This window comes from Paraburkholderia sartisoli, from assembly GCF_900107685.1.
GTDB classification, from domain to species: Bacteria; Pseudomonadota; Gammaproteobacteria; order Burkholderiales; family Burkholderiaceae; genus Paraburkholderia; species Paraburkholderia sartisoli.
Map to the genome: position 1 here is coordinate 1 of NZ_FNRQ01000016.1, position 21,038 is coordinate 21,038.

Genomic DNA, 21,038 nt, shown 5'->3' on the forward strand with positions numbered 1-21,038 from the left:
ATCTCCAACATCCGGCCCGAACCGGATCAAGTTCTCGTCGATATCGTCGATTACGTGCTCAACTACACGATCGACAGCACGCTCGCGCTCGAAACGGCGCGTAACTGCCTGATCGACACGCTCGGCTGCGGACTCGAGGCGCTCACCTACCCGGCCTGCACGAAGCTGATGGGACCGATCGTGCCCGGCACGATCGTCCCGAACGGCGCGAAGGTGCCGGGCACCCAATTCCAGCTCGATCCGGTGCAGGCCGCGTTCAACATCGGCGCGATGATCCGCTGGCTCGACTTCAACGACACGTGGCTCGCCGCCGAATGGGGCCACCCGTCGGACAACCTCGGCGGCATTCTCGCGACCGCCGACTGGCTCTCGCGCAACGCCATCGCCGCCGGCAAAAAGCCGCTGACGATGAAAGACGTGCTCGTCGGCATGATCAAGGCGCACGAAATCCAGGGCTGCATCGCGCTCGAAAACTCGTTCAACAAGGTCGGACTCGATCACGTGCTGCTCGTGAAGCTGGCTTCGACCGCCGTGGTGGGCCAGTTGATCGGCCTCACGCGCGACGAGCTGATCAACGCGGTGTCGCTCGCGTTCGTCGACGGCCACTCGCTGCGCACCTACCGTCACGCGCCGAACACGGGCTCGCGCAAGTCGTGGGCCGCGGGCGATGCGACCTCGCGCGCCGTGCGTCTCGCGTTGATCGCGAAGACCGGCGAGATGGGCTACCCGTCTGTTCTGAGCGCTAAAACATGGGGCTTTTACGACGTGCTCTTCAAGGGCAACGCGTTCCAGTTCCAGCGTCCGTACGGTTCATACGTGATGGAGAACGTGCTCTTCAAGATCTCGTTTCCGGCCGAGTTCCATTCGCAGACCGCCGTGGAAGCCGCGATGACCCTGCACGAACTGCTTCGTGCAAAGGGCAAAAAAATCGAGGACATCAGGAAGATCACGATCCGCACGCACGAAGCGGCGATCCGCATCATCGACAAAAAGGGGCCGCTGAACAATCCGGCCGACCGCGATCACTGCATCCAGTACATGATCGCCGTGCCGCTGATTCACGGCCGCCTGACCGCGGCGGATTACGAAGACTCGATCGCGCAGGACGCGCGCATCGACGCGCTGCGCGACAAGATGGAATGCGTCGAGGACGCGCAGTTCACGAAGGACTATCACGACCCGGAAAAGCGTTCGATCGCGAACGCGCTGACGGTCGAATTCAGTGACGGCTCCAAGTTCGACGAGGTCGTCGTCGAATATCCGATCGGCCACAAGCGTCGCCGCACCGACGGCATTCCGCTGCTGGTCGAGAAGTTCAGAACCAACCTCGCCCGACGTTTCCCGGCGAAGCAGCAACAGGCGATTCTCGACGTGTCGCTGGACCAGGCAAGGCTCGAAGCCATGCCGGTCAATGAATACGTCGATCTGTATGTGATCTGAACGCGCTGAAACCCGGCAGTCAGACAACGACAGACAGCCCCCGCAAGTCACGTTGCGGGGGCTGTCTTATTTTGCGTTAACGCGTCGGGGCTTGAGCGCCTAGCCGCGCCCTTGCGGCAGATACGGTATTGGATCGATCGGCTTGCCGTCGTGACGCAACTCGAACAACACCGAGACGCGCGTGTTGTTCTCGTTGCCCATTTCGGCGATCAGCTGTCCCTGATGCACGATGTCGCCCGTTTTGACGAGGAGCTTGCGGTTGTGCGAGTAAGCCGTCAGAAAGTCCTTGTTGTGCTGGACGATGATGAGGCTGCCGTACTCGTTGAGCCCGGTGCCGGCATACATGACCTTGCCGTCGGCGGCCGCGCGCACGGGGTCGCCCGCCTTGCCCGCGATCTCGATGCCGCGTGTTTCGCCCGCCTGGAACGGCTCGACGACGACGCCCTGCGCCGGCCACATCAGCGCCACGGTCTTTGCCGCACGCGTGGTCTGCGCGGCCATCTCGCGTGCAGTCGCGGAATTCGCCGGTGTGCGTGCAGCGACCGGCTTGCCATTCGCGTCGACAGTCGTGGTGACCGTCTGCTGCGTGACGATGCGCAGCACCTGCCCCTTCTTCACGTGCGCCGAGGCGCTCATCCGGTTCCAGGCCAGCAGGTCCTTCACGCTGCAATTGTTCTTCTGCGCGATGCGGGCCAGCGTGTCGCCGCGCTTGACCCGGTAATGGACCGTCTTCGTTGTCGTGACGGTGCGGGTGGTGAGCGCATCGCTCGCGGCCTGCTGCGCCTGCACGGCTGCACCGGATGCCGCCGTGGCCGCCGCCGCGGCCTGCGCGCCCGCGGCCGCGTTATCCGCCGAAGGATCCTGCTGCCCGACGTTCGCACAACCGCTGATCGCCACGGCGACCCACAAACCGGCGAGACCCGTTTTTGTCCTGTCGAAGCGACTTCTCAACATGTTCGACTCCTGCGTCTTTCAGTGGCCACGCTTTTCGCACGTTGCGCAGAAGGCATGCATTCACGTATTGGCGTCTTGTGCGGACAGCACCGTGGAAAACCCACATCGTTGAGTCCGCAACCAGCATGGCGCCGGTCCGCGCATGAAGCGGCCTTCTTGTTCTCGCAACAGGGACTGATTCCTCACACGAAAAGGGCCAGATTCACGATTAGATTTCACGCAGCATTGTAATGGCCGCTTCACAATCTGCGCGCTGCCCGAACAACTCGATACAAATGCTTACGAACGGAATATTTCGACCGGCTCAAGCCGGCAACGCCGCAACCTGTGCGCGAAAACCGGGATCCGCCGGACGTGGGGTGCGATCGTGGCCCCGTGACTCGTCCAGCACGGCGCAACCGTTCAGGTCAGAAACCCGCCCGGATGCTGGCACGACCGCTTCTTTCTTAACGGCAGCATGTTCACGAACTTGAGGAAAAGCGTGAGCACATGCGGCTTTCCGCTGCGTTGCCAGCGGTGATGCTTCGACCAGGCGCTTCTCGAGAAACGGAATTTCCTGTTTCGTTCAGTCCGTTCCCCGCCCGAATCCAGACGATGAGACTCCGGGTGATGAAAACGCGAACGGTAGACCTGAATCAGTTCTGGCGAATTTGAGACTTCCATTAGGCCAATTCCTATTGCTGGGGCATCCCGGGCTTCCTACCCTGCTCAACTTTAGCTACGCGTCCAATCCATTCCGTCCGTCTGACAGGAAACCGGATTGTCCTTCGCGGGGCGAACGATCAGTCCGCTCCCGATGTGCAAGGCCTTCAATGCTCGAGATGACCTACGCAAAATCAAGCTTTTCACCCTCGCCTCCCCAAGATGTCGTCACGACCCTGACGAAGCTGTTATCGAGAACCGTCGGCATCGTCGTATTCGATGATTTTTCGCTGGCACCGGCCGCGCAGATCGTCGAGATATTCGATCTGGCCAACCGGATTCACGGCGCATCGACGCAAAACGCACCGTTCTACCGTCCCATTTTCCTTTCGTCGTCGGGCGAGCACGTTTGCAGTTCCGCGCAAATAGCCGTGCTGGCCCAACCGCTGCCGGAAGGTCAGGCATTGCGGTCCATTTTCATTGCCGGAGGCGAAGGCGTCCGCGCGGCTGCACACGACACGCGCCTGAAGGCGTGGCTGCGACGCGCGCATTCCGGGACCGCGACGGTATGGCCGATCGGCAACGGCGGCGCGCTGCTGCGCGCAGCGGATTTGCAGGACAAGCATGGCGCGGCCGTGGCTTCGCCCGAGCCGGCCGGCACGTCCGCGCCGGCCACGATCCCCGCAGCCGTGCGCGTGGCGCTCGACGTGGCCCGCCACGATCTCGGCGAAGCGGTCTCGCAACGTATCTCGGCGCAGCTGCGCTGGGAGACGCAGCCGAACGCCGCTGTACTTCAGGCAAGCAGCGCGCCGGTCGCGCAGAGAATCCGGATCGCCGCGCGCTGGCTCGCTGAGAACTGCAGCCGCCGCATCTCCGTCAGGGACGCGGCCGACGTCGCCCACATGAGCGATCGTTCGTTTCTGCGGCATTTCCGCTCGGAAATGGGAATGAAACCTTCCGAGCATTTGCGCCGCGTGCGTCTGCAACTGGCTTGCGCGCTCCTCGCGGAAAGCGGACTTCCGGTCGACAAGATTGCACGCCGCTGCGGCCTGCACAGCGGCGAGTGTTTCGCCCGGACGTTCCGCCAGGCTTTCCATCTTTCTCCCACCGAGTATCGGGACCAGGCACGCGCTTCCCGCGTTTGACCGATCTTCCCTGCGCGCCGTGTCCCCGCGCGCGCCCTCGTCGACGAGTGGCCAGGACAAATCATGCTTACTGCTGCTTCAAAAATCTCCGACCTTGTTTTGATCGCGAGCGGCGCGGTCATTGCTCACGCCCTCACCGCCAGCAACATGCCGCACACCTCGTCCGGCATGCTGTTCATCCTCCTCGACGTGGTGCTCGCGTTGCTGATATTGCGGATCTTCCGCGTGTACCGGCAACGTTTCCCGAGGACGGGCACCGCTGCGATTGTCCCGACGCTCGCGGCATGGCTTGCGACCCAGTCGCTCATGTTTCTGCTTGTTTGCGCATTTCCCGACGGGCATGGCATGGGCGTCGAATGGCTGGTCGCCTCGACAGTGATCACGGGCATCCTGCTCGTCTTCGGGAAGTACGTGCTCTCGATCGCACAACGCTGGCTGGGGGCGCATGGATATGGCCAGGTTCCGGTCGCCATCGCGGCGTTTTGCGCCGACAGCCACGGGCTTGTCGAGCAGATCGTCGCCCGGAAGAATCCGGGAATCTTTATCCCCGAACTGATTCTCGATGCGGGAACCACACGGGACACCGTCGTCGAGGGGTTACCGGTCGTCCACGAGATCGAGACGTTCGCACAACTGGTACGCGGACATCGCATCGAGGAGGTATGGATCGTCGGCCCCTCTGCGAACCAGGGGGCGGTGGGGCAACTGGTCTCGGCGTTCCGGCACGACTTCGTCAACATCCGGGTCGTATCGGATATCGGCGGCGAAAATCTGCCGGAGCCCGCGATCGTCGACTATATGGGTTTGCGGGTGCTCAACCTGGTGGCGTCTCCGGAGCGCGGACTGGCGCTGCTGCCCAAAGCGGTGTTCGACCGCGTCTTCGCCCTGCTCGCCTTGCTGGCGCTCGCCCCACTCATGGCGATCATCGCACTCGTCGTGAAAAGCACGTCGCCCGGCCCGGCGATCTTCAGGCAATACCGTAAGGGCGTCGACGGCCGGGTGTTCACCATCTACAAGTTTCGCACCATGCGGCGGGACGCCGATCGGCCTGGCACCGTCGTCCAGGCGCGCGTGAACGACCCGCGCGTCACGCGGACGGGACGCCTGCTGCGCCGCACGAGCCTCGACGAACTGCCGCAGTTCTTCAACGTGCTGAAGGGAGACATGTCGGTAGTTGGGCCCCGTCCGCACGCGATCGAACACGACGACTATTACAAGGACCTCGTGCAAAACTATATGTACCGGTATCGCGTCAAGCCGGGTATTACCGGCCTCGCGCAGATCAGCGGCTTTCGCGGAGAAACCAGCCAGACGGAGAAAATGACAGGACGGGTCCGGCTCGACATTCATTACATCCGGCATCGAACCTTCTGGCTCGATCTGAAGATAGTCGCGCTGACGGTTATTCGCGGAATGACAGGCAGCGGGGCCTACTAGGGTCTGTTTACATTTAAAAACTGGATGTCAGGTAGATAACCCCGCTTGGGCCGATGTACCCGGTGGTGTTCTTCGACGCACCGCGCGTGAAGATCCACGAGGAGGGCCTGGTGCGCAACAAGGCGACCTACCTGGCGCCGGGCCTGGGATCGCGTGATCCCCTTCCTTGCGTTTCCGCCTGCGGTACGCAAAGTGATTTACACCACGGATGAAATCGACAAGCCCCTGCTCGGTATTTTTATGAAGTTGGCGTTCCCGGCCACAACACGCGTGCCTCGTGTTTCGTGGGACGCGTCTGCTTCCATCGTGAGAACAGGCGTTGATAGGTGCGCTCGGCCTGCTCGGCAACGGCCCTCTCCTGATCGCGCACGCTCTTCAGGCTGTAAGCAGCAGCCGAACCTTTGCGCGGGCCATGTTGCGCTGGCATGCCGGACCGTAATTCCAGGGCACGAAGCTTACTCGCAGTCAGCGCCGGGCGGTCCCATGCGAACGGTTCATTACGCGCAAGCACATACCACACGATGACCGCCAGCTTGCGTGCCGTTGCGACAATGGCGATCTGCTGACCGCGACGATCGCGTATGCGCAGGAAGAAAGCGCGCAGAGGGCCGGGCGCCTGTGCTGCGCCCCAGGCGGCCTCGACGAGTAATGCCCGTGCGTACGAACGTCCCCGCTTGGTGATGTGACCGTGCCTGGCGGGCGTTGGGCCGGACTGATAGACCGACGGGTTCAGCCCGAAATAGCTCACCAGCTTCTCCGGACTGGCAAACCGCTCAACGGCGCCGATCGCCGACAACAGGCCGATTGCCACAATGGTATTGACGCCGGTGATGGTCAGCAGCCTGCGCAGCCGCTCGTCGCCAATGCTGGCTTGTGCCAGGGCCTGGTCGACCTCGTGCAGATCCTCCCCAAGACGGTCCAGTTCCCGCAGGCGTTGCTCGACGCCCAGACGCTCGTCCATCGGCAGCGGTTGAGCACTGAGCCACACGCGCCCCTTCCTGCCGAACAGGTCAGTAGCGGGGCACCGCTCGATCAGATGCGCAACCAGCACCGCATGCACTTCGTTCTTCAGCCTTGTGCGTTGCCGCACGAGTTGAGACCGACGCGAGACCTGTCGGCGTAGCGCCAGGGTATTCTCGTCAGGCATCCAGACTTCCGGCAGAAAATGGCTCGCGTACAGCTGGGCCAGCACCGCCGCATCGATCTTGTCTGTCTTGACGCGTGCTTCGGCGATGAGCCGTACCAGCAGTGGATTCGCAATCGCGACACGTGCGACGTGAGGGCGTAGCACATTGACGATGGCTGCGGTATTGCCTGTCGCTTCGAGCACTACATGATCAGTACTGCGCAGGCTTGCGGCAAAGCGCTCCAACTCGTCACGTCTGAGCCCGGTACGACCACCAGCATGCAGCACGCCGTCCTCGAGGTACGCGATCTCGGCCACGGAGCGCGAAACATCCAACCCTACGATTCGCATAACCGTTCTCCCATCCAGATGAATGTCGGGAGCCGGTGGGACAGCACGACAACTACGGATTCGCGCTCACAGCGCAACCGGGCGGGTCGCAGGGGCGGCCAACTACTAACACGAGCTCGCGGCTCATCGTATAACAACGGCCTGCCCACCCGAAGTGCTCCCCGGTGCCCCTTGTCCCGGATGGTCACACCATACGCCAGAACTGTGCGGCGCGGGACCGTGAGGCACCGGCTATATCATGCCGGTTACGAATGCCATTGAAAGCGTGAACGCCCAGCTACGCAAGATTGTCAAGGCACGTGGGCACGTCCCGACGGACGAGGCTGCGACCAGACTGCTGTGGCTGGCATTGCGCAATATCACAGCCGACTGGAACCGTGCTGCGCATGACTGGAAAGCCGCGACACATCAACACCTCTGTTTGAAGAAAATCCGGCGTTTCTGTTGCCTGAGCACGGTCTTCCACGGGCACACCACCGACATCGTCACCATCTGTATCCGGCGCCGGCTAAAATCACGTCGGTATCACGGTCGTAACGGGTGACAACGCGGTTCCATTCAAGTCGCGCATCCCAGTGCTCGCTGAAGCGATACGAACCGGCGATAGTGACGAGGCCAGAAAACTTGCCCGAACCAGGCCCGGGTGATTCGCTGTTTTCGTTTTCATTGATGGCGTAATAGGCGCCCGCGCCCACCGCGAGCGTCACCTTGTCGTTGAGGAATGCACGCGTCGCCCACAACTGGCTCGTGATACCGTCTCGCCGCGCGGTCTTGCTGCTGCCTTCGTGCAGATAGCCTACCGTGATATCCATGTACTTCATCAGGCCACGCCGGTATTCGATGGCGCCACCCAATGCAGCAGGCGAGCTTGTCGAATTGACTATGGTTTTGCCAAGGTAGACAGCAACTTCGTTGTTCGTGACCTTCGATGCGGAACCCGCCGCCCATGCACGCGGCCCTGGGCTGTCCGGCGCATCCAGCTGATAGCCGACACCAAACATGATGCTCGTCGCATCAGGTCCTCGCTGAACATGCACGCGATTGAGTTGTAACTGCGTGATCCAGCGGCTGGACGCGTAGTACGCGGCACGCACGCTGTAGACCACGCCCCAGCCATGTACGTCTGAGTAACTGCCGCCCTGTTCCGCGGTCGTGGTATCGAAATACCGGTATGGGCCGATGCCCGCCTGGAGGATGAACTTCGGGTTGCCGACGGGCACGCGCGCCCAAAGCTGGACCATCTGTCCGTCACGGTGATGATCAGGAATGTGTCCCTCGTTCAACCAGGTAAAGCTCGCAGCGAAGTATTGTCCCAGGCCTTCCTGATAGTTGAAGGCCCAGGTGTAAGTGTTGGTATTGCCTGCGCGGGAACCACCTCCAGACAGCGAGAATTCCTGTGCGAATGCGGGCGATGCCAATAGAGAACACACCACGGCACACGCGCCTAGTCGCACAGCCGGCATGCGCAATTGGACCGGGCGGCTCGTCATGCCGCCTCCGTCGCTGCGAAGTTTTGCCGTTGTTGTATTGCATTGTCGAATACGCGGGCACGCTCTGCTTCAACGAGACACCTCTTTTTCTTCAACGAATGCTCATTCATCTGACTGCCCAGCAGAGCCAGGTAGTCGCCGAATCTGGTCCGCCTGAAGCGTACGTAAAATTCATTTCCCGCCAGTCCGTTATCCAAAGCCAGTAGCGCGGCGTAGTCGACGCCACTCTCACCGGCCAGCCGGGCAACGGCCTCCTCGAGCGCGGCGTACCGGCTGACCAGCGAATCCGTCACGTCGAATAACGCGTGAAAGCGCTGGCAGGAGACCAGCCGCTTGTGTTCGCCCGCATGCCGCAGCGTCAACATAATCTGCTCAACGATGTCCTGTTCCATGAGTGCCTCCCTGTTCGGACGTGGTTCGCGCGAGGCGCTGCCAACGCTTCATTGATTTCCCACAGGTCTACTTGAGCGTAAGCGTCCGACTGTGACCGCATAGACGCCCGACAACGTGGCGCGGTGTTTCCCACCCATCTACGGCTAGACCAATGCGCTCTACGCCAGCAATGGCATTGGCAGGGTCGCTCGTCCGATCATTCCCCACTCCGCGACTGCGCAAGTTTTTTTGTCCAGGCCTGGCCGCGCCCGAACGGGAGTTCGGGCACGAATCGAGCACAAATCAGGCGTGAATCAGAATCTCAATTCACGTTCACTTGACCTTGGACTTATCAAGCTTCTTGCCGGTTGCCGCGTTATACCGCTCGACATATTCCTCGATCAGCTTGCGCATCGCGCGGCCGATCTGCCGATAGTCTGACTCGTTCAGATTCGCCAGCGACACCCGTCCCGACGGATGCTGCGTACCGAAGCCGCGTCCCGGCAACAGTACCACCCGCGCTTCGCGCGCGAGACGGAACAGCAATTCGGATGGCTCGGTGTTCTTCAAGAGCCAGTCGACGAACTCGCGCCCGAACATCCGCTCGCCGAGGAACTCGATGTCGAGAATCGTGTAGTAATCGACCTGGTTCGGATCGTCGTCCTCGAACGAAATGCCGACCTCCTCGTATAGCGCCTGCTTGCGCTTGCGGATCAGACGCTTTAGCGCATTCTTGTACGCATCGGGCGTGTCCATCAGCGAAAACAGCGAGAACAGCACCATCTGCACCTGCTGCGGCGTCGACAAACCCGCCGTGTGATTCAGCGCGACCGTGCGGCTGTCGGCGACCAGCCGGTCGATGAACTTGAGCTTTTCCGGTTCGGTCGTGATCGATTCATAGCGCTTGTGCAACTGCTTCTTCGCGTCCTTCGGCAATTCAGCGATCAGCTTGTCGAGCACGTTGTCGCGATGTGTCGCGATCGCACCGAGACGCCAGCCGGTCGCGCCGAAATACTTCGAGTACGAGTACACGAGGATGGTGTTCTTCGGCGCGAGCGCGAACAGCGAGACGAAGTCGTCGGCGAAGGTGCCGTACACGTCGTCGGTCAACAGAATCAGATCGGGGCGTTCCTTGACGACGTCGGCAATGTATTGAAGACTTTCGTCGCTGATCTTCACCGAAGGCGGATTGCTCGGGTTCACGAGGAAGAACGCCTTCACTTTCGGATCACGCAGCTTGTCCAGTTCCTTCTTCGAATATTGCCAGCCGCTTTCCACCGTGGCTTCGAGATTCACGACGTTCAGCTGATAGTCATTGAGGCGCGGAATTTCGATATATGGAGTAAAAATCGGCACGCCGAGCGCGATCGTGTCACCCGGCTTGATCAGGTGATTTTCGCGCATCGTATTGAAGATGTACGTCATCGCCGCCGTGCCGCCTTCCACTGCGAACACATCGAATTCGCCGACGAACGGATGGCTACCGATCATCTCCTTGCGCAGATACTGCCCGACAATCAGTTCGGATAATTTAAGCATCCGGTCCGGCACGGGATAGTTCGACGCGAGAATGCCCTCGCACATTTCATAAAGAAAGTCGCCCGCGGAGAGTCCCAGCTGATCGCGCACGTACGACACGGCACCGCGCAGAAAGTCGATGCCAGGCACGCCCCTGTTTTCGCGCAGGAACAGATCGAAGCGCTCCGTGAGCCCTTCACGTCGCGGGAAACCGCCGACACCTTCAGGCATGAACGCAAACGAACGCTCCGACTCGCGCATCGCAAACAGGCCGAGCTGCCAGAAACCGTGGCGTGGAATCGTCGCGAGGAAGTTGGGGTTGCCGCGACCGGCGTTGAGCATCGATGTATTCGCCGCACGCTCCACCGCGCCGCCACCGGCGGCCTTGATCAATTCGTCCTTGAGTTCAAACGGGCTGAGCGCCGCGAACCCGGCTTGTGCCATGTCGCCTTGTTGCTTGCCACTTTTCTCTTTTGCCATGATGCGTTCTCCAATGTGCAAATGAATGACGCCGGCATCACAAGGAATCGTTCAATAGAAGCCGGCGTAAGAGAGATCGATGAATGCGTGCGCAAAACCAGGTTAAACCAGCCCGACCACGAGCGGCCCAAGCAGCGTCAACGCGACGTTCGCGATCGCATAGGTGATCGCGAACGGCACGGTCGGCACGGCGCTTTCCGCCTTGTCGAGCACGCCGCCAAACGCGGGATTCGCACTGCGTGAGCCCGACAGCGCGCCGGCCAGGATTGCCGCGTTGTTGTAGCGCAGCACGTAGCGGCCGAACAGCATCGTCAGAAGCAGCGGGAACAACGTGACGAACACGCCGAGCAGGAAGATCGTCAGGCCGCTCTGCTTGACGGTCACAACCGCCTGCAAACCGGAATTCAGGCCCACCACCGCAACGAACGCCGCGAGCCCAAAGTCCTTCAGCAACTGCGAAGCCGCCGTCGGCATCACGCCGTACATCGGATGCTTGCCGCGCATCCAGCCGAACAGCAAACCGGCCAGCAGACAGCCGCCACCCGAACCGAGCGTGAGCGGAATGCCGCCCACGTTGATGACGATCAATCCGATCAGCAGGCCCAGCACGAGGCCGACGCCCATATAGATGAAGTCGGTCTTGTTGCTGTACGGCAGCTCGTAGCCGGCTGCATCGACGGCACGTTTGGTGTCTTCAGGCGAACCGTAGAAGGTGATGACGTCGCCATGCTCGAGCCTGGTTTCGGGCAGAATCGGCAGCGGCTGGCCGGCACGCGAGGCACTCTGGATATAAACGCCGTGGCGCATGTCGCGATCCACGACTTCGCGTGCGGCGGCGATCGTCGTGTGGTTCATGCCTTTGCGCGTGAACACACCTTCGCGCGTCTGCATCACGACGCCAATGTCCTCGACGTTGGCGATCTCATTGCCGTTCGCACCAAATGCGACCACCGCCTCGCGGCGACCCACCACCAGCACGTCGTCGTTGAGTTGCAACACCAGATCGGGTGTCGGCTCGAGATTCTTGCCGTCACGCCTGATCCGCTCGACCGTCAACATGTCCTGATGCTGGGTCTCGACCTCCTTGACCGTTTTACCGGCGCTGACGTCGATCTTGTACGCACGCCCCACCAGTTCTGGCAACGCACGAATTTGCCCCGCTCCAGGTGACGACGCACCTGCGGACAGTTCTTTTTCCGCTTCGATCGACGCCTCTCGCAACCCTTGCCCCATGAACTTCGGCAGGATATTCACGCAGACGATGATCGCGCCGAGCGAGCCGAACACGTAGGTCACCGCATAGGCAATCGCCACGTCCGATTGCAGCGACTTGACCTGATCGGCGGGGAGACCCAGACGGGCGATAGCGTCGCCAGCGGTGCCGATGATCGCCGACTGCGTCAGCGCACCGCCCGCAAGACCAGCGGCAAGCCCCTTGTTCAGATGGAACAGCTTCGCGCAGATCACCACGGTAACCAGCGCGGACACGGCGAGAAACAGCGCCATCGCAATCTCACGCAGCGTCTTGCGATTCAGCGAGTTGAAAAACCCGGGCCCGGAATCGTAGCCGACCGCGTAAATGAACACGGCGAACATCACCGCCTTCACGCCGTTGTCGATCGTCACACCCGCCTGACTGATCACAACCGCGGCGAGCAATGACCCGCCTACGCCGCCTAACTGGAATTTACCGAATTTGATTTGCCCGATGAAGTAACCGACTGCAAGCGACAGAAACAGCGCGATCTCAGGTGATTTCTGAAAGATGTGATGTAGCCAGTCCATCGTGCCCTCGCTGAATAGTTTGCGATACTGAGTACGGGATGCTGCCTGGGTATGCAGACTTTACGGGATCCGCATGCGCTGGACCGCGCGCCACACCGCGCGGCATATCTGGCCGCCTAGCCGAACTTCCCGGCGAGGCCCACCACCACGGGCCCCATCAACGGCAACAGAATGTTCGAGAGTGCATAGGTGATCGTGTAGCCGATCACGGGCGTCGAATTGCCGGTCACACCGAGCAGCGCGCTGATCGCCGGTGTGCTGCATTGCTGACCGGCAATGGCGCCGAGCAGCATGGGCGCTTCGAGCTTGAGGAACACGCGACCGATCCAGAGCGATAGCAAACCGGGCACGAGCACCATCAGGATGCCGGCGGCCGGCAGTGCCAAACCGTATTCGCGCACCAGCTTGATGGCATCGGGCCCCGCCGACAGACCAACCGCGGCGATGAAGGTGGCAAGGCCAAAGTCCTTGAGGATCTGGGCGGCGGCCGAGGGCAGCGAGCCCACGAGCGGATAGCGCGAACGGATCCAGCCGAACAGCAGGCCCGACAGCAGGCAGCCGCCGCCCGTCCCAAGTGCGATCGATACGCCGCCGATGCGGCCGCCGAGATGGCCGATCGCCATACCGACCAGTACGCCCAGGCCGAGATAGACGAAGTCGGTTTTCTGGGTCGCGGCGAGCACGTAACCCAGATGCCGCGCGCCGCGCTCGACGTCGGCCTTCGCGCCCACCAGCGTCAGCACGTCACCGCGATTGAGTTCGGTGCCGGGCAGCGCAGGCACCGTGGTTTCGAGCCGCGTGACTGCTGCGATATAGACGCCGCGCCCTTCTTCTGGTGTCGCCCGTTCGCGCACCTGCGCGACCGTCAGACCGTGCGCCTCGCTGCGCGTCAGCACGACGTCGAGCTTTTCCGCAACGAGCTGGCCGAAGCCGGCGTCCGCCACCTCTTCGCCGAGGCCGGCGGCCGCAGCCACGATCGCCTCGCGCCGCCCGGCCACGAGAATCAGGTCGCCAGCGGCCAATGCAAGCTGCGGCTCGACCGGCACGTCGGCTCCGTTGCGCCGAACCCGCTCGATGGTCAGGTTGAAGCCATGCGTCTGTTCAAACGCAAAAATCGTGCCGCCGGCCGCCGCACCGACTCGAAACGCGCGGCCCACGAGCGGCGGCGCCGCAGCCCGCTGACCTTCACCGAATGCTCCGTCGCCGCCGAGTTTGTGCCACACCCGCTCGGCTTCCTCGCGCAAATTGACGCGCAACAGCAGCGGCGCGAACTGGCTGGTAAAGAGGACGATGGTGATCAGGCCGAACAGGTAGCTCACGCTGTACGCGGTCACGACGTTGGCCTGTAGACGCAACGTTTCCGCATCGCTGAAGCCGAGTTTGGCAATCGCTTCCGAAGCCGTGCCGATCACGGCCGACTCCGTCGCGGCGCCGGCCAGCAAGCCAGCCGCCGTGCCGGCGTCGAGCCGCATCACGAAGACCGCAATCATGATCAACACGAGTACCGACACGATCTCGATCACCGACAGCAAGCCGTAGCGCCAACCCCGACCAATGTTGGCAAAGAACTGCGGACCACCCGTGAAACCCAGTGCGAAGATGAACAGCGCGAATGCGATGTTCTTCAAGTCGGGGGCAAGCCGTGCGCCCGTCTGACCCAATAACAAGGCTACGATTAACGTGCCGCAGACACCCCCGAGCTGGATTGGCCCCACGCGAAACGAACCAATGAAATATCCGAGTGCGAGGCTTGCGAACAGCGCGATCTCCGGTTGATCTCTTAGCAGTTCACCGATCATATTGCTCGCCGATTCAATGGTTTATTAGCAGAAAGCTGGAAAATCTCTCTGGGAATTTGAAGCGGGTTCGATCGACGATCGCCATGAGTAAGGAATGACGCATTCGGCATAACCGGACTCGATCGAATAGCAATTCTTTTGGCAATCGTATGACGCTTTGAGCGTCAAAAAGACATGCCGCCATGCAGCGACAATAGCGGGATATTTTTCGGCAAGCTCGACCGTCATGTATTCCTCGCGAAGTTGTCTAACGTCTTGAAAAATACATATCCTGCTGATGGCTGATTCTCAGCATGATAGGGTCGTGCTTTTCTAATGAATATTAGAGTTCGGCATCACTGTCAATATTATTTGACGATTTCAAGGGTGAGGCGCAACAGCGGATTTAATGATCAGGTCCTGTTCACATTTACGACCGGCGCACATGCGCAGGCAAGCGATGCAAACACGATATTTTTAAATGTAAACAGACCCTGAATGTCCGGTGTCATCTGCCGCGCTATCCGGAACGGCTGCGTCAATCACGCGGTCCATTGCGCCAGCGCATCGTGCGCACACAGCGGCAAACACCGTCGCCGGAAAACGCGACCGATTTCCACACAATGACCATGCCCATCAAAACCAGCCCGGAGACGAGCGAAAGCGCCATCGCGAGGATCGAAACCATGCTTTCGATTTTTCCATTCCGTAGCATTGGGAAACCGTCAGAATCCATCTTGAAATCAGCTTATCACGGCAAAGACACAAAACCCCGGTACCCGCGCGCGAAACGATTCCTGCTGGTCGCATCGCTGGCATTCGCGTGGGGACATGGGGCGTCTGCCTTGGCCGTTTCTCCTTCTGCGCAACAGACCGGAAACAGGTTCGTCCAGGAGAACACGACGCAGACCGGCGTTCAGGTCAAGATCGAAACCCTTCGGGCGGACGACGCAAACGCCATCCGGGCGGCAGGTTTTGGGTTCGTACGATTCGGCGTCTGGGTCGACCGGCTGGATGACGTGGCCTATCGGGACCGCGTCGCCGGTGCGTTTCGCATCGCGGCGAGCGCGGGCTTGCCGGTCCTGGTCACTGTGAGATCGACCCAGCCGCTCATCGACATCCGTACTGCCGCAGCCGATCGCCCCGAAGCGCTCGAAGCCGCGGGCCTGCGGTTCGCACAGGCCGTCGAACAGCTCGCGCGAACGTTTGGGTCAGGCATGCTGGCGATCGAACTCTGGAACGAGCCGGACCTGGAAAAGTACTGGCCGACAGGCGACGTCTCCTCGACGTTTGGCCCGTTCATGCGCGCCGTGTGCGCCCGTCTGCAGACGCACCCGCCCGGTCTGCCGGTCATCGGGTTCGGCTTTTCCCGCGCGCCCCGGCCTGACAGCGCGCAGGACGCGCTGCTGCGTACCGCAACTCACGGGCACGCGTCGTGTGTCGATGCAGTGTCCTATCACGCCTATGGCATGACCGCGGGCGCCATCCGCGAAGTCGCCCGCGATATCAGGAAGCGCTATGGCATGCCCGCTGTCATCACGGAATGGGGCGTACCGTCGGAAGGGATAGCAGACGGCAACGGCACCGATGCCCAGGCGCGTCGCGTGCGCACATTCCTCACGACGCTCGATCGCAACGCGACGCCACTCGTTTCGCTTTACGAGTGGAAAGACACACGGAGTGGCACGAACAGCCGCGAGCGGAGTTACGGGCTCGTCAGTGCAAACGGCGATCCGAAGCCCGCGCTTGCCGCGGCACGTGCCTCGTTACGGACGGCGCGCGGCGACACCAGCGGTTCCCTCAAGGCAACCGTCCCCTAACGTCGAATGTGCGTTGCTGCTGGACATCCGTGCGTTCGGGCAGCAACAGCACCGAAAACAGCGCGACGCTCGACAGATGGCGGATATAGCTGCCAAGATCAGGTTCGAACAGAATCGAAACGCCGACGTGCCCGAGCAGCAGGCAGGCGAACGTTTCGCGTTGCAGGTACGCGCGCCGGGAAGCGTTCGATGCCGGCACGGGGGACTTCCGCAATGCCGGCCACACGGCGACGAATACGAATAGCTGAAGCGCGAATTCCTTCACGCCCGGCAAGAATGCAAACGGAAAATTCAGTCTGACGGCGGCATAGAGATAGTCGACGCAAAATGCGACGAAGGAATCCGGCGGCATCGGATTGTAGAAACTGGTGCGTGCGCCGAACGGCGACTGGTAGACGAGATAGTCAACCGCCATATCGCGCGGATGCAGCAGCGCCTCGTAAGCGGCATCGGGCAGCAGAAACAGTCCGGCAAGACAGCCCGCCGCGAGGACGGTTTTCCAGCGCAGGGACGACTTCCTGAAGACCCATGCACCGCAGCCCGCGACGGCGATCAACATGAAGTACCTGCGCACCAGCAGCGCATAGAGGGTGTACAGAAGCAGCGCCACGACAACGCCAGGCCACGGGCGCCTGCTGCGAGCGGCGCTCACGATGATCATGGACATCATCACCACCAGCGTATCCTTGCTCGCCACGAACAGATTGAAGAAGACGCACGGGGCGGCGAGCAAAACCGCGACCGCAATGCCGCCAGGACTGTTCGCGCCGAGCAGCATGCGGCGGATGAACAGCACACCGGTCGTGGCGACCAGTACGTTGAGCAGGATCGGTCCGAAGAGCGCGTAGAACCTGCCCACCGCGTCGAACGAGGATCCATCGTAGGTACTGGAGCCGGACATCTGCGCCTGAATCTTGTCTGCGTCGCGGAAGACGAACTCCGGCAGAATCGCCCCCGCCTTCGCGAATACCAGAACGTACAGTAACGCGCACAGGCAGGTCGCGAGTCGCACGACGCCGGGGCTCAGGCGCGGGCCGGCGAGCATGAAACGCCTCAGCATGGCCGCTCCTCGACGCACGTATTCAGCGCTGCGTCGCGCAAACCGCGACGCACGATCCATGCAAGCCACGTCACGATGAGCAGGCTCGCGAACAGATGCGCCAGCGCCACACCCGTCTGTCCGTTTCCAGGGATCAGCCACCTTGCCACCGGCAGGCTGGCCGCGACCAGCACCGCCATGCCGACCGCCACGTGTCGCCCCGCCTTGAGGGCGATCGCCGCCGCCCACATCAGATCCCCCAGCGAGCGCAAGACAAACGACACTAGCAGGATAAAAAGCGTCGCGACGCTGCCCGTCTCTTCACGCGCAAGACGAAACACGGGTTCGTGCGCAACGAGGATGGCGCCTGCCATGGTCATCGCGAGCGCGAGCAGCGTCGTCAGGGAGCCGCGTAATACCGCGCGAAAACGTTCCGGCACGACGACGATCGTTTTGGCGAGGCGGGGCCCCGCGGTAACGACAACCGACGCATAGGCGACGGTCTGAACCGCATTCGCCACCGACCACGCAAAGACATAGCGGCCCAGTTCGTCGTGCGTCAGGTAAGGCGCCGCGATGAAACGCTCGGCGTACTGAAGGCACGACAGCATGACACCCGCGACATAGAACTGAATGCCGTCGGCCCAACCATGGCGCACGCTCGCGCCTGCCGTGCCGGCGATGTCGTCGCGGCGGTGGCAGCCGGTTTCGTCAATGACGCGCCAGGCCCATACGATGACGAGAACGTTCGCCGCGATCCACAACGCGAACACCAGCCGCATGTCGACGATGAAGCCCGTCGCAAGACCTCCGATTGCAATGATCGCCCATCCGCCGGTCCGGACAAACAGCATGAACGAGCCCGCTCTCGCGTGGTGCAGGGAGAACACATACGAATTCGACTCCAGCGCGTAATGCTCTCCAATCGCCACCATCGTTATCAGAAACAACGCGGGCTTTGACGACGCGACAACGTCCGTCCATCCATCGGTACATAACGCGACGCAGACAGCGGCGACAACCAGCAGGTAAAGCGCGCCATACACCCACCGCAGCGTGCGGGCCGTGCGTATCGCGCCCGACGGATGAACGCCGCTCAGACGCCGGTTCAGCTCACTGCTAAACCCGAGCCCGAATACCTTGGACGCAATCACCGACGCGGCAACCGCCAGTCCGTAGTCGGCAACGGCCGCAAAGCCGAGCTTCCTCGCGATCATGACGGTGAGGCCAAACTTCGCGGCAAGCGCGAGCACACGCAGCAGCATTCGCACGATCATGACGATTCCGTACACACGCCAGCCGCCTCTCGAAGCGCGGCGACAATCGCGGCGCGACCGGCCCGGATTCTCCCCATCCCGCGCCCGGTGGAAGTCCAGAAAGACCGCACCGCATCGGTCCCAAGAATGCGCGCGACCACCGCATGCGCATCGAAGTCGGCGGCGTTCGCCACCCAGTCCTCGATACCCAGATCCTCGTACGCACCGAAGCCCTTGCGCTCGTAGCTCAGATGAAACGCGGGCACACCGTGCAGGATCGATTCGAGCGCGCCATGCAGGCGTACGGACACGACGACGTCAGGCGTGTCTTCCTGCAGCACGTGCCTGAGCGTCGGCAGATCGCCCTCTATACCCTCGCGACGGTAATACGCGGCGTCGTCGTTGCCGCGCCCCGTGCTCTGCACCGCGAAACTGACTCGGCACCGGGATTCCAGCAGCGCAATCAACGCCCGCGTCGACGCGACATAGCGTTTGCGCTGCACTGAACTCCAGCCGGGCGCCTCACGCAGCACAATCGCGACGTGGCTGACCTGCGGCGTGCGTTGCGCCGCGCGCGACATCACTTCGTCACGGTGGCGCCCGAATTCCAGCACGGCAAGATCGGGCGCGCGCTTCGTGTTGCGGTTGCCCGCGAGCAGCGCGAGAGAACGGTCATCCCGCACGAATACCGAAGTGCAGGCACCCAGCAACCCGATGAGTCGCGCTTCGAAAAAGCCGGACGCAACCGCCGAACCGGCGAGCACCGGTCCGATACTCTGCGGCAGATAAACGGCGGGTCTCCCTGACGCCGCCATGGCCCGCATCTGCACCATGTGGCCCAGTTCAAGCCTGAACGCTTCGGCTCCCGTCCGGGCACGCAGGTAGCCGCCTCCCACGCCCACCACAAGATCGGCCGCCGCGAGAAGCCGCGTGAGATGGCGCGATTTTTCCGTCGGCCAGCGGACGAGCGCCGCGGCAGCCGCGGCGAGCCGCCCCGCCCCGCGATCCGCGATGACCGGCGCGCCGCTCACCTGCCCGTAATCCGGAAACGAATCCGGGTCGGCCGCGACCAGCGTCACGCTCACGTCGTCGCCGAGCGCTTCCCGAAGCAACGCCGTGGACAGATCGACAAGCAGCCCGTCGCCGGAATTGCGGCGACTGTAACCATGCAGCAATACAACCTTCCTGCCTTCTTTCATTCCCGGCTCCCGGTCATGGCCTGCCTGTACACCGCCAGGGTGCGCGCGACCATTCCCTCCGCGGTGAAGCGGCGAGCGGTGGCCGCGCAGTTCGCGACCATGCGGTCCCGCAACGGGCTGCTTTCATAAATGGTCGTGATCGCATCCGCGAATTCCGTCATGTCGTCACTGTTGTCGACGACAAGACCGACCCCGGACGTCGACACGAACGCATCGGCACCCGCCACGCGAGTCGTGACGATCGGCACGCCGGTGGCGATCGCCTCGAGATAGACGTAGGGAAAGCCTTCGTAGCGGCTCGGTAACGCGAACACATCGAACGCGCAAAAGAAGCGGCGCGCGTCGGGAAGCGCGCCGATAACATGAATGTTCGACGGCAACGCGTCGACGGGCATGCCGGTAGCGGCCTCGATATCGCCCTGTCCGGCAAGGGCGAACTGCACCGCGTCGCCGCAGCGCGTTGCGACTCGTCGTGCGATATCGACGAACCGGTCGATGCCCTTCTGAAATTCGAACCGCCCGACGAGCCCGACGACAAACGCGTCGGCCCGCAGACCCAGCGCCTCGCGCGCGGTCTCCCGCGCAAGACGCGAAAAACCGGGTACGCCGTTGTAGATCGTCGTGATCCGGCTGGCGTCGATACGCAACCCGGTTTGCAGATGACGCGCTTCATCATCCGATACCGCGATAATCCTGTCGGACAGCCAGTTGCCGAACCATCGCTCGATGGAACCGTAAAAGCGCTTCGCACCCGGCGCCAGCCACGGGTTGAGCGTGTACACCGCGTGCGGCGTGTACACCTTTTTCCAGCGGCCGAAACAGAGCCGGGCCAGCACACCCGCCTTGGAGCTGTGCGCATGCACGACATGCGGCTGGATCTTCCACAGCGCACGAAATACGCTGACGAAGGAAAGCATGTCGCGCCATGAAACACTTCGGTACATCGGCACCCGCGTGACCGAAGCGCAGCAGCGGATCGCGGCGTCGGTCAGAATCCGGTCATCAAGGCGGTCTCCGAGCGGCACGACAAGATGCACTTCCACACCGCGCGCGGCCAGCTCCCGGATCAGGTCGACGAGATGCACGGCAACGCCCCCTCCGGCCGCCTCCGCGACGAGCGCGACGCGCAACCCCGGCTGCATCGACCGGACATCGCCTTGTTCGTGAGCCACCGCCGGTTCCTGTCTGGTTTCCGTTCCGATCGTG

General features: G+C 62.1%; 16 protein-coding genes and 2 pseudogenes. 6 read left to right on the plus strand and 12 right to left on the minus strand.

The window, feature by feature from the left end; all coding sequences use genetic code 11:
- The coding region (locus BLV45_RS26460; RefSeq protein ID WP_245753580.1) for a bifunctional 2-methylcitrate dehydratase/aconitate hydratase at nt 1-1,440 on the plus strand (1,440 nt) is incomplete at its 5' end.
- A gap of 99 nt (nt 1,441-1,539) precedes the next feature.
- Here the strand turns inward: BLV45_RS26460 and BLV45_RS26465 are convergent.
- Nucleotides 1,540-2,394 carry a peptidoglycan DD-metalloendopeptidase family protein gene (locus tag BLV45_RS26465; protein WP_176954257.1) on the minus strand — a complete coding sequence of 285 codons (855 nt, stop codon included), beginning with the start codon at nt 2,392-2,394 and terminating at the stop codon, nt 1,540-1,542.
- Between the two features lie 821 nt (nt 2,395-3,215).
- Between BLV45_RS26465 and BLV45_RS26470 the strand changes: the two genes are divergently transcribed.
- The 3 genes and pseudogenes from BLV45_RS26470 to BLV45_RS27340 all read left to right on the plus strand — a co-directional run.
- The gene (locus BLV45_RS26470) at nt 3,216-4,181 is read left to right on the plus strand and encodes a GlxA family transcriptional regulator (RefSeq protein ID WP_176954258.1); all 966 of its coding nucleotides are present in this window, start codon (nt 3,216-3,218) and stop codon (nt 4,179-4,181) included.
- 63 nt (nt 4,182-4,244) lie between these two features.
- Nucleotides 4,245-5,618 (plus strand): undecaprenyl-phosphate glucose phosphotransferase, encoded by a 1,374-nt coding sequence (locus BLV45_RS26475; RefSeq protein WP_090538254.1) that lies wholly within the window; start codon nt 4,245-4,247, stop codon nt 5,616-5,618.
- Between the two features lie 41 nt (nt 5,619-5,659).
- Nucleotides 5,660-5,782, plus strand: a pseudogene (locus tag BLV45_RS27340) (transposase); the annotation flags it as partial.
- Between the two features lie 74 nt (nt 5,783-5,856).
- Here BLV45_RS27340 and BLV45_RS26480 read toward each other — a convergent pair.
- Nucleotides 5,857-7,095: an IS110 family RNA-guided transposase gene (locus BLV45_RS26480; protein WP_090538256.1), complete on the minus strand. Its 1,239-nt coding sequence runs from the start codon at nt 7,093-7,095 to the stop codon at nt 5,857-5,859.
- A gap of 235 nt (nt 7,096-7,330) precedes the next feature.
- Here BLV45_RS26480 and BLV45_RS27350 point away from each other — a divergent pair.
- Nucleotides 7,331-7,519, plus strand: a pseudogene (locus BLV45_RS27350) (transposase); the annotation flags it as partial.
- A 61-nt stretch (nt 7,520-7,580) separates the two neighbouring features.
- On the opposite strand, the gene BLV45_RS26490 reads toward BLV45_RS27350, so the two are convergent.
- From BLV45_RS26490 to BLV45_RS27715, 6 genes are all read right to left on the minus strand, one after another.
- On the minus strand, nt 7,581-8,558 hold the full coding sequence (locus BLV45_RS26490; RefSeq protein ID WP_245753586.1) for a hypothetical protein: 978 nt from the start codon (nt 8,556-8,558) through the stop codon (nt 7,581-7,583).
- Nucleotides 8,559-8,581: 23 nt separating this feature from the next.
- A complete protein-coding gene (locus BLV45_RS26495; protein WP_090538262.1) occupies nt 8,582-8,977 on the minus strand; it encodes a hypothetical protein in 396 nt (131 codons plus the stop codon).
- A gap of 313 nt (nt 8,978-9,290) precedes the next feature.
- Nucleotides 9,291-10,955, minus strand: coding sequence for a bifunctional aspartate transaminase/aspartate 4-decarboxylase (locus tag BLV45_RS26500; protein ID WP_090538263.1), 1,665 nt, complete (start codon nt 10,953-10,955; stop codon nt 9,291-9,293).
- Between the two features lie 102 nt (nt 10,956-11,057).
- On the minus strand, nt 11,058-12,740 hold the full coding sequence (gene aspT / locus BLV45_RS26505) for an aspartate-alanine antiporter (protein WP_090538265.1): 1,683 nt from the start codon (nt 12,738-12,740) through the stop codon (nt 11,058-11,060).
- Nucleotides 12,741-12,856: 116 nt separating this feature from the next.
- Entirely contained in the window at nt 12,857-14,539 is a 1,683-nt protein-coding gene (aspT, locus tag BLV45_RS26510; protein WP_090538267.1) for an aspartate-alanine antiporter, read from the minus strand.
- Nucleotides 14,540-15,056: 517 nt separating this feature from the next.
- Complete coding sequence (locus BLV45_RS27715; protein ID WP_176954259.1) at nt 15,057-15,206, minus strand: hypothetical protein; 150 nt, start codon at nt 15,204-15,206, stop codon at nt 15,057-15,059.
- A gap of 157 nt (nt 15,207-15,363) precedes the next feature.
- Here BLV45_RS27715 and BLV45_RS26515 point away from each other — a divergent pair, with 157 nt between their 5' ends.
- Nucleotides 15,364-16,338, plus strand: a complete 975-nt coding sequence (locus tag BLV45_RS26515; RefSeq protein WP_090538269.1) for a glycosyl hydrolase — start codon at nt 15,364-15,366, stop codon at nt 16,336-16,338.
- Here BLV45_RS26515 and BLV45_RS26520 read toward each other — a convergent pair.
- From BLV45_RS26520 to BLV45_RS26535, 4 genes are read right to left on the minus strand one after another with little or no spacing between them, the layout of a single operon-like run.
- Nucleotides 16,319-17,398: a hypothetical protein gene (locus BLV45_RS26520; RefSeq protein WP_090538271.1), complete on the minus strand. Its 1,080-nt coding sequence runs from the start codon at nt 17,396-17,398 to the stop codon at nt 16,319-16,321. The two genes, BLV45_RS26515 and BLV45_RS26520, sit on opposite strands and share 20 nt — an antisense overlap.
- A complete protein-coding gene (locus tag BLV45_RS26525; RefSeq protein WP_090538273.1) occupies nt 17,392-18,654 on the minus strand; it encodes a lipopolysaccharide biosynthesis protein in 1,263 nt (420 codons plus the stop codon). The genes BLV45_RS26520 and BLV45_RS26525 overlap by 7 nt, the downstream gene beginning before the upstream one ends.
- A complete protein-coding gene (locus tag BLV45_RS26530) occupies nt 18,651-19,832 on the minus strand; it encodes a polysaccharide pyruvyl transferase family protein (protein ID WP_090538274.1) in 1,182 nt (393 codons plus the stop codon). Before BLV45_RS26530 ends, BLV45_RS26525 begins: the two co-directional genes overlap by 4 nt.
- Entirely contained in the window at nt 19,829-21,004 is a 1,176-nt protein-coding gene (locus tag BLV45_RS26535; protein ID WP_143130487.1) for a glycosyltransferase family 4 protein, read from the minus strand. The genes BLV45_RS26530 and BLV45_RS26535 overlap by 4 nt, the downstream gene beginning before the upstream one ends.
- Nucleotides 21,005-21,038: the final 34 nt, after the last annotated feature.

Excerpts from the sequence above, each read along its gene's own strand:
- BLV45_RS26465 (WP_176954257.1), bottom strand. The coding sequence starts at position 2,394 with ATGTTGAGAAGTCGCTTCGACAGGACAAAAACGGGTCTCGCCGGTTTG.
- BLV45_RS26470 (WP_176954258.1), top strand. The coding sequence starts at position 3,216 with ATGACCTACGCAAAATCAAGCTTTTCACCCTCGCCTCCCCAAGATGTC.
- BLV45_RS26475 (WP_090538254.1), top strand. The coding sequence starts at position 4,245 with ATGCTTACTGCTGCTTCAAAAATCTCCGACCTTGTTTTGATCGCGAGC.
- BLV45_RS26480 (WP_090538256.1), bottom strand. The coding sequence starts at position 7,095 with ATGCGAATCGTAGGGTTGGATGTTTCGCGCTCCGTGGCCGAGATCGCG.
- BLV45_RS26490 (WP_245753586.1), bottom strand. The coding sequence starts at position 8,558 with ATGCCGGCTGTGCGACTAGGCGCGTGTGCCGTGGTGTGTTCTCTATTG.
- BLV45_RS26495 (WP_090538262.1), bottom strand. The coding sequence starts at position 8,977 with ATGGAACAGGACATCGTTGAGCAGATTATGTTGACGCTGCGGCATGCG.
- BLV45_RS26500 (WP_090538263.1), bottom strand. The coding sequence starts at position 10,955 with ATGGCAAAAGAGAAAAGTGGCAAGCAACAAGGCGACATGGCACAAGCC.
- aspT (WP_090538265.1), bottom strand. The coding sequence starts at position 12,740 with ATGGACTGGCTACATCACATCTTTCAGAAATCACCTGAGATCGCGCTG.
- aspT (WP_090538267.1), bottom strand. The coding sequence starts at position 14,539 with ATGATCGGTGAACTGCTAAGAGATCAACCGGAGATCGCGCTGTTCGCA.
- BLV45_RS27715 (WP_176954259.1), bottom strand. The coding sequence starts at position 15,206 with ATGGTTTCGATCCTCGCGATGGCGCTTTCGCTCGTCTCCGGGCTGGTT.
- BLV45_RS26520 (WP_090538271.1), bottom strand. The coding sequence starts at position 17,398 with ATGCTGAGGCGTTTCATGCTCGCCGGCCCGCGCCTGAGCCCCGGCGTC.
- BLV45_RS26525 (WP_090538273.1), bottom strand. The coding sequence starts at position 18,654 with ATGATCGTGCGAATGCTGCTGCGTGTGCTCGCGCTTGCCGCGAAGTTT.
- BLV45_RS26530 (WP_090538274.1), bottom strand. The coding sequence starts at position 19,832 with ATGAAAGAAGGCAGGAAGGTTGTATTGCTGCATGGTTACAGTCGCCGC.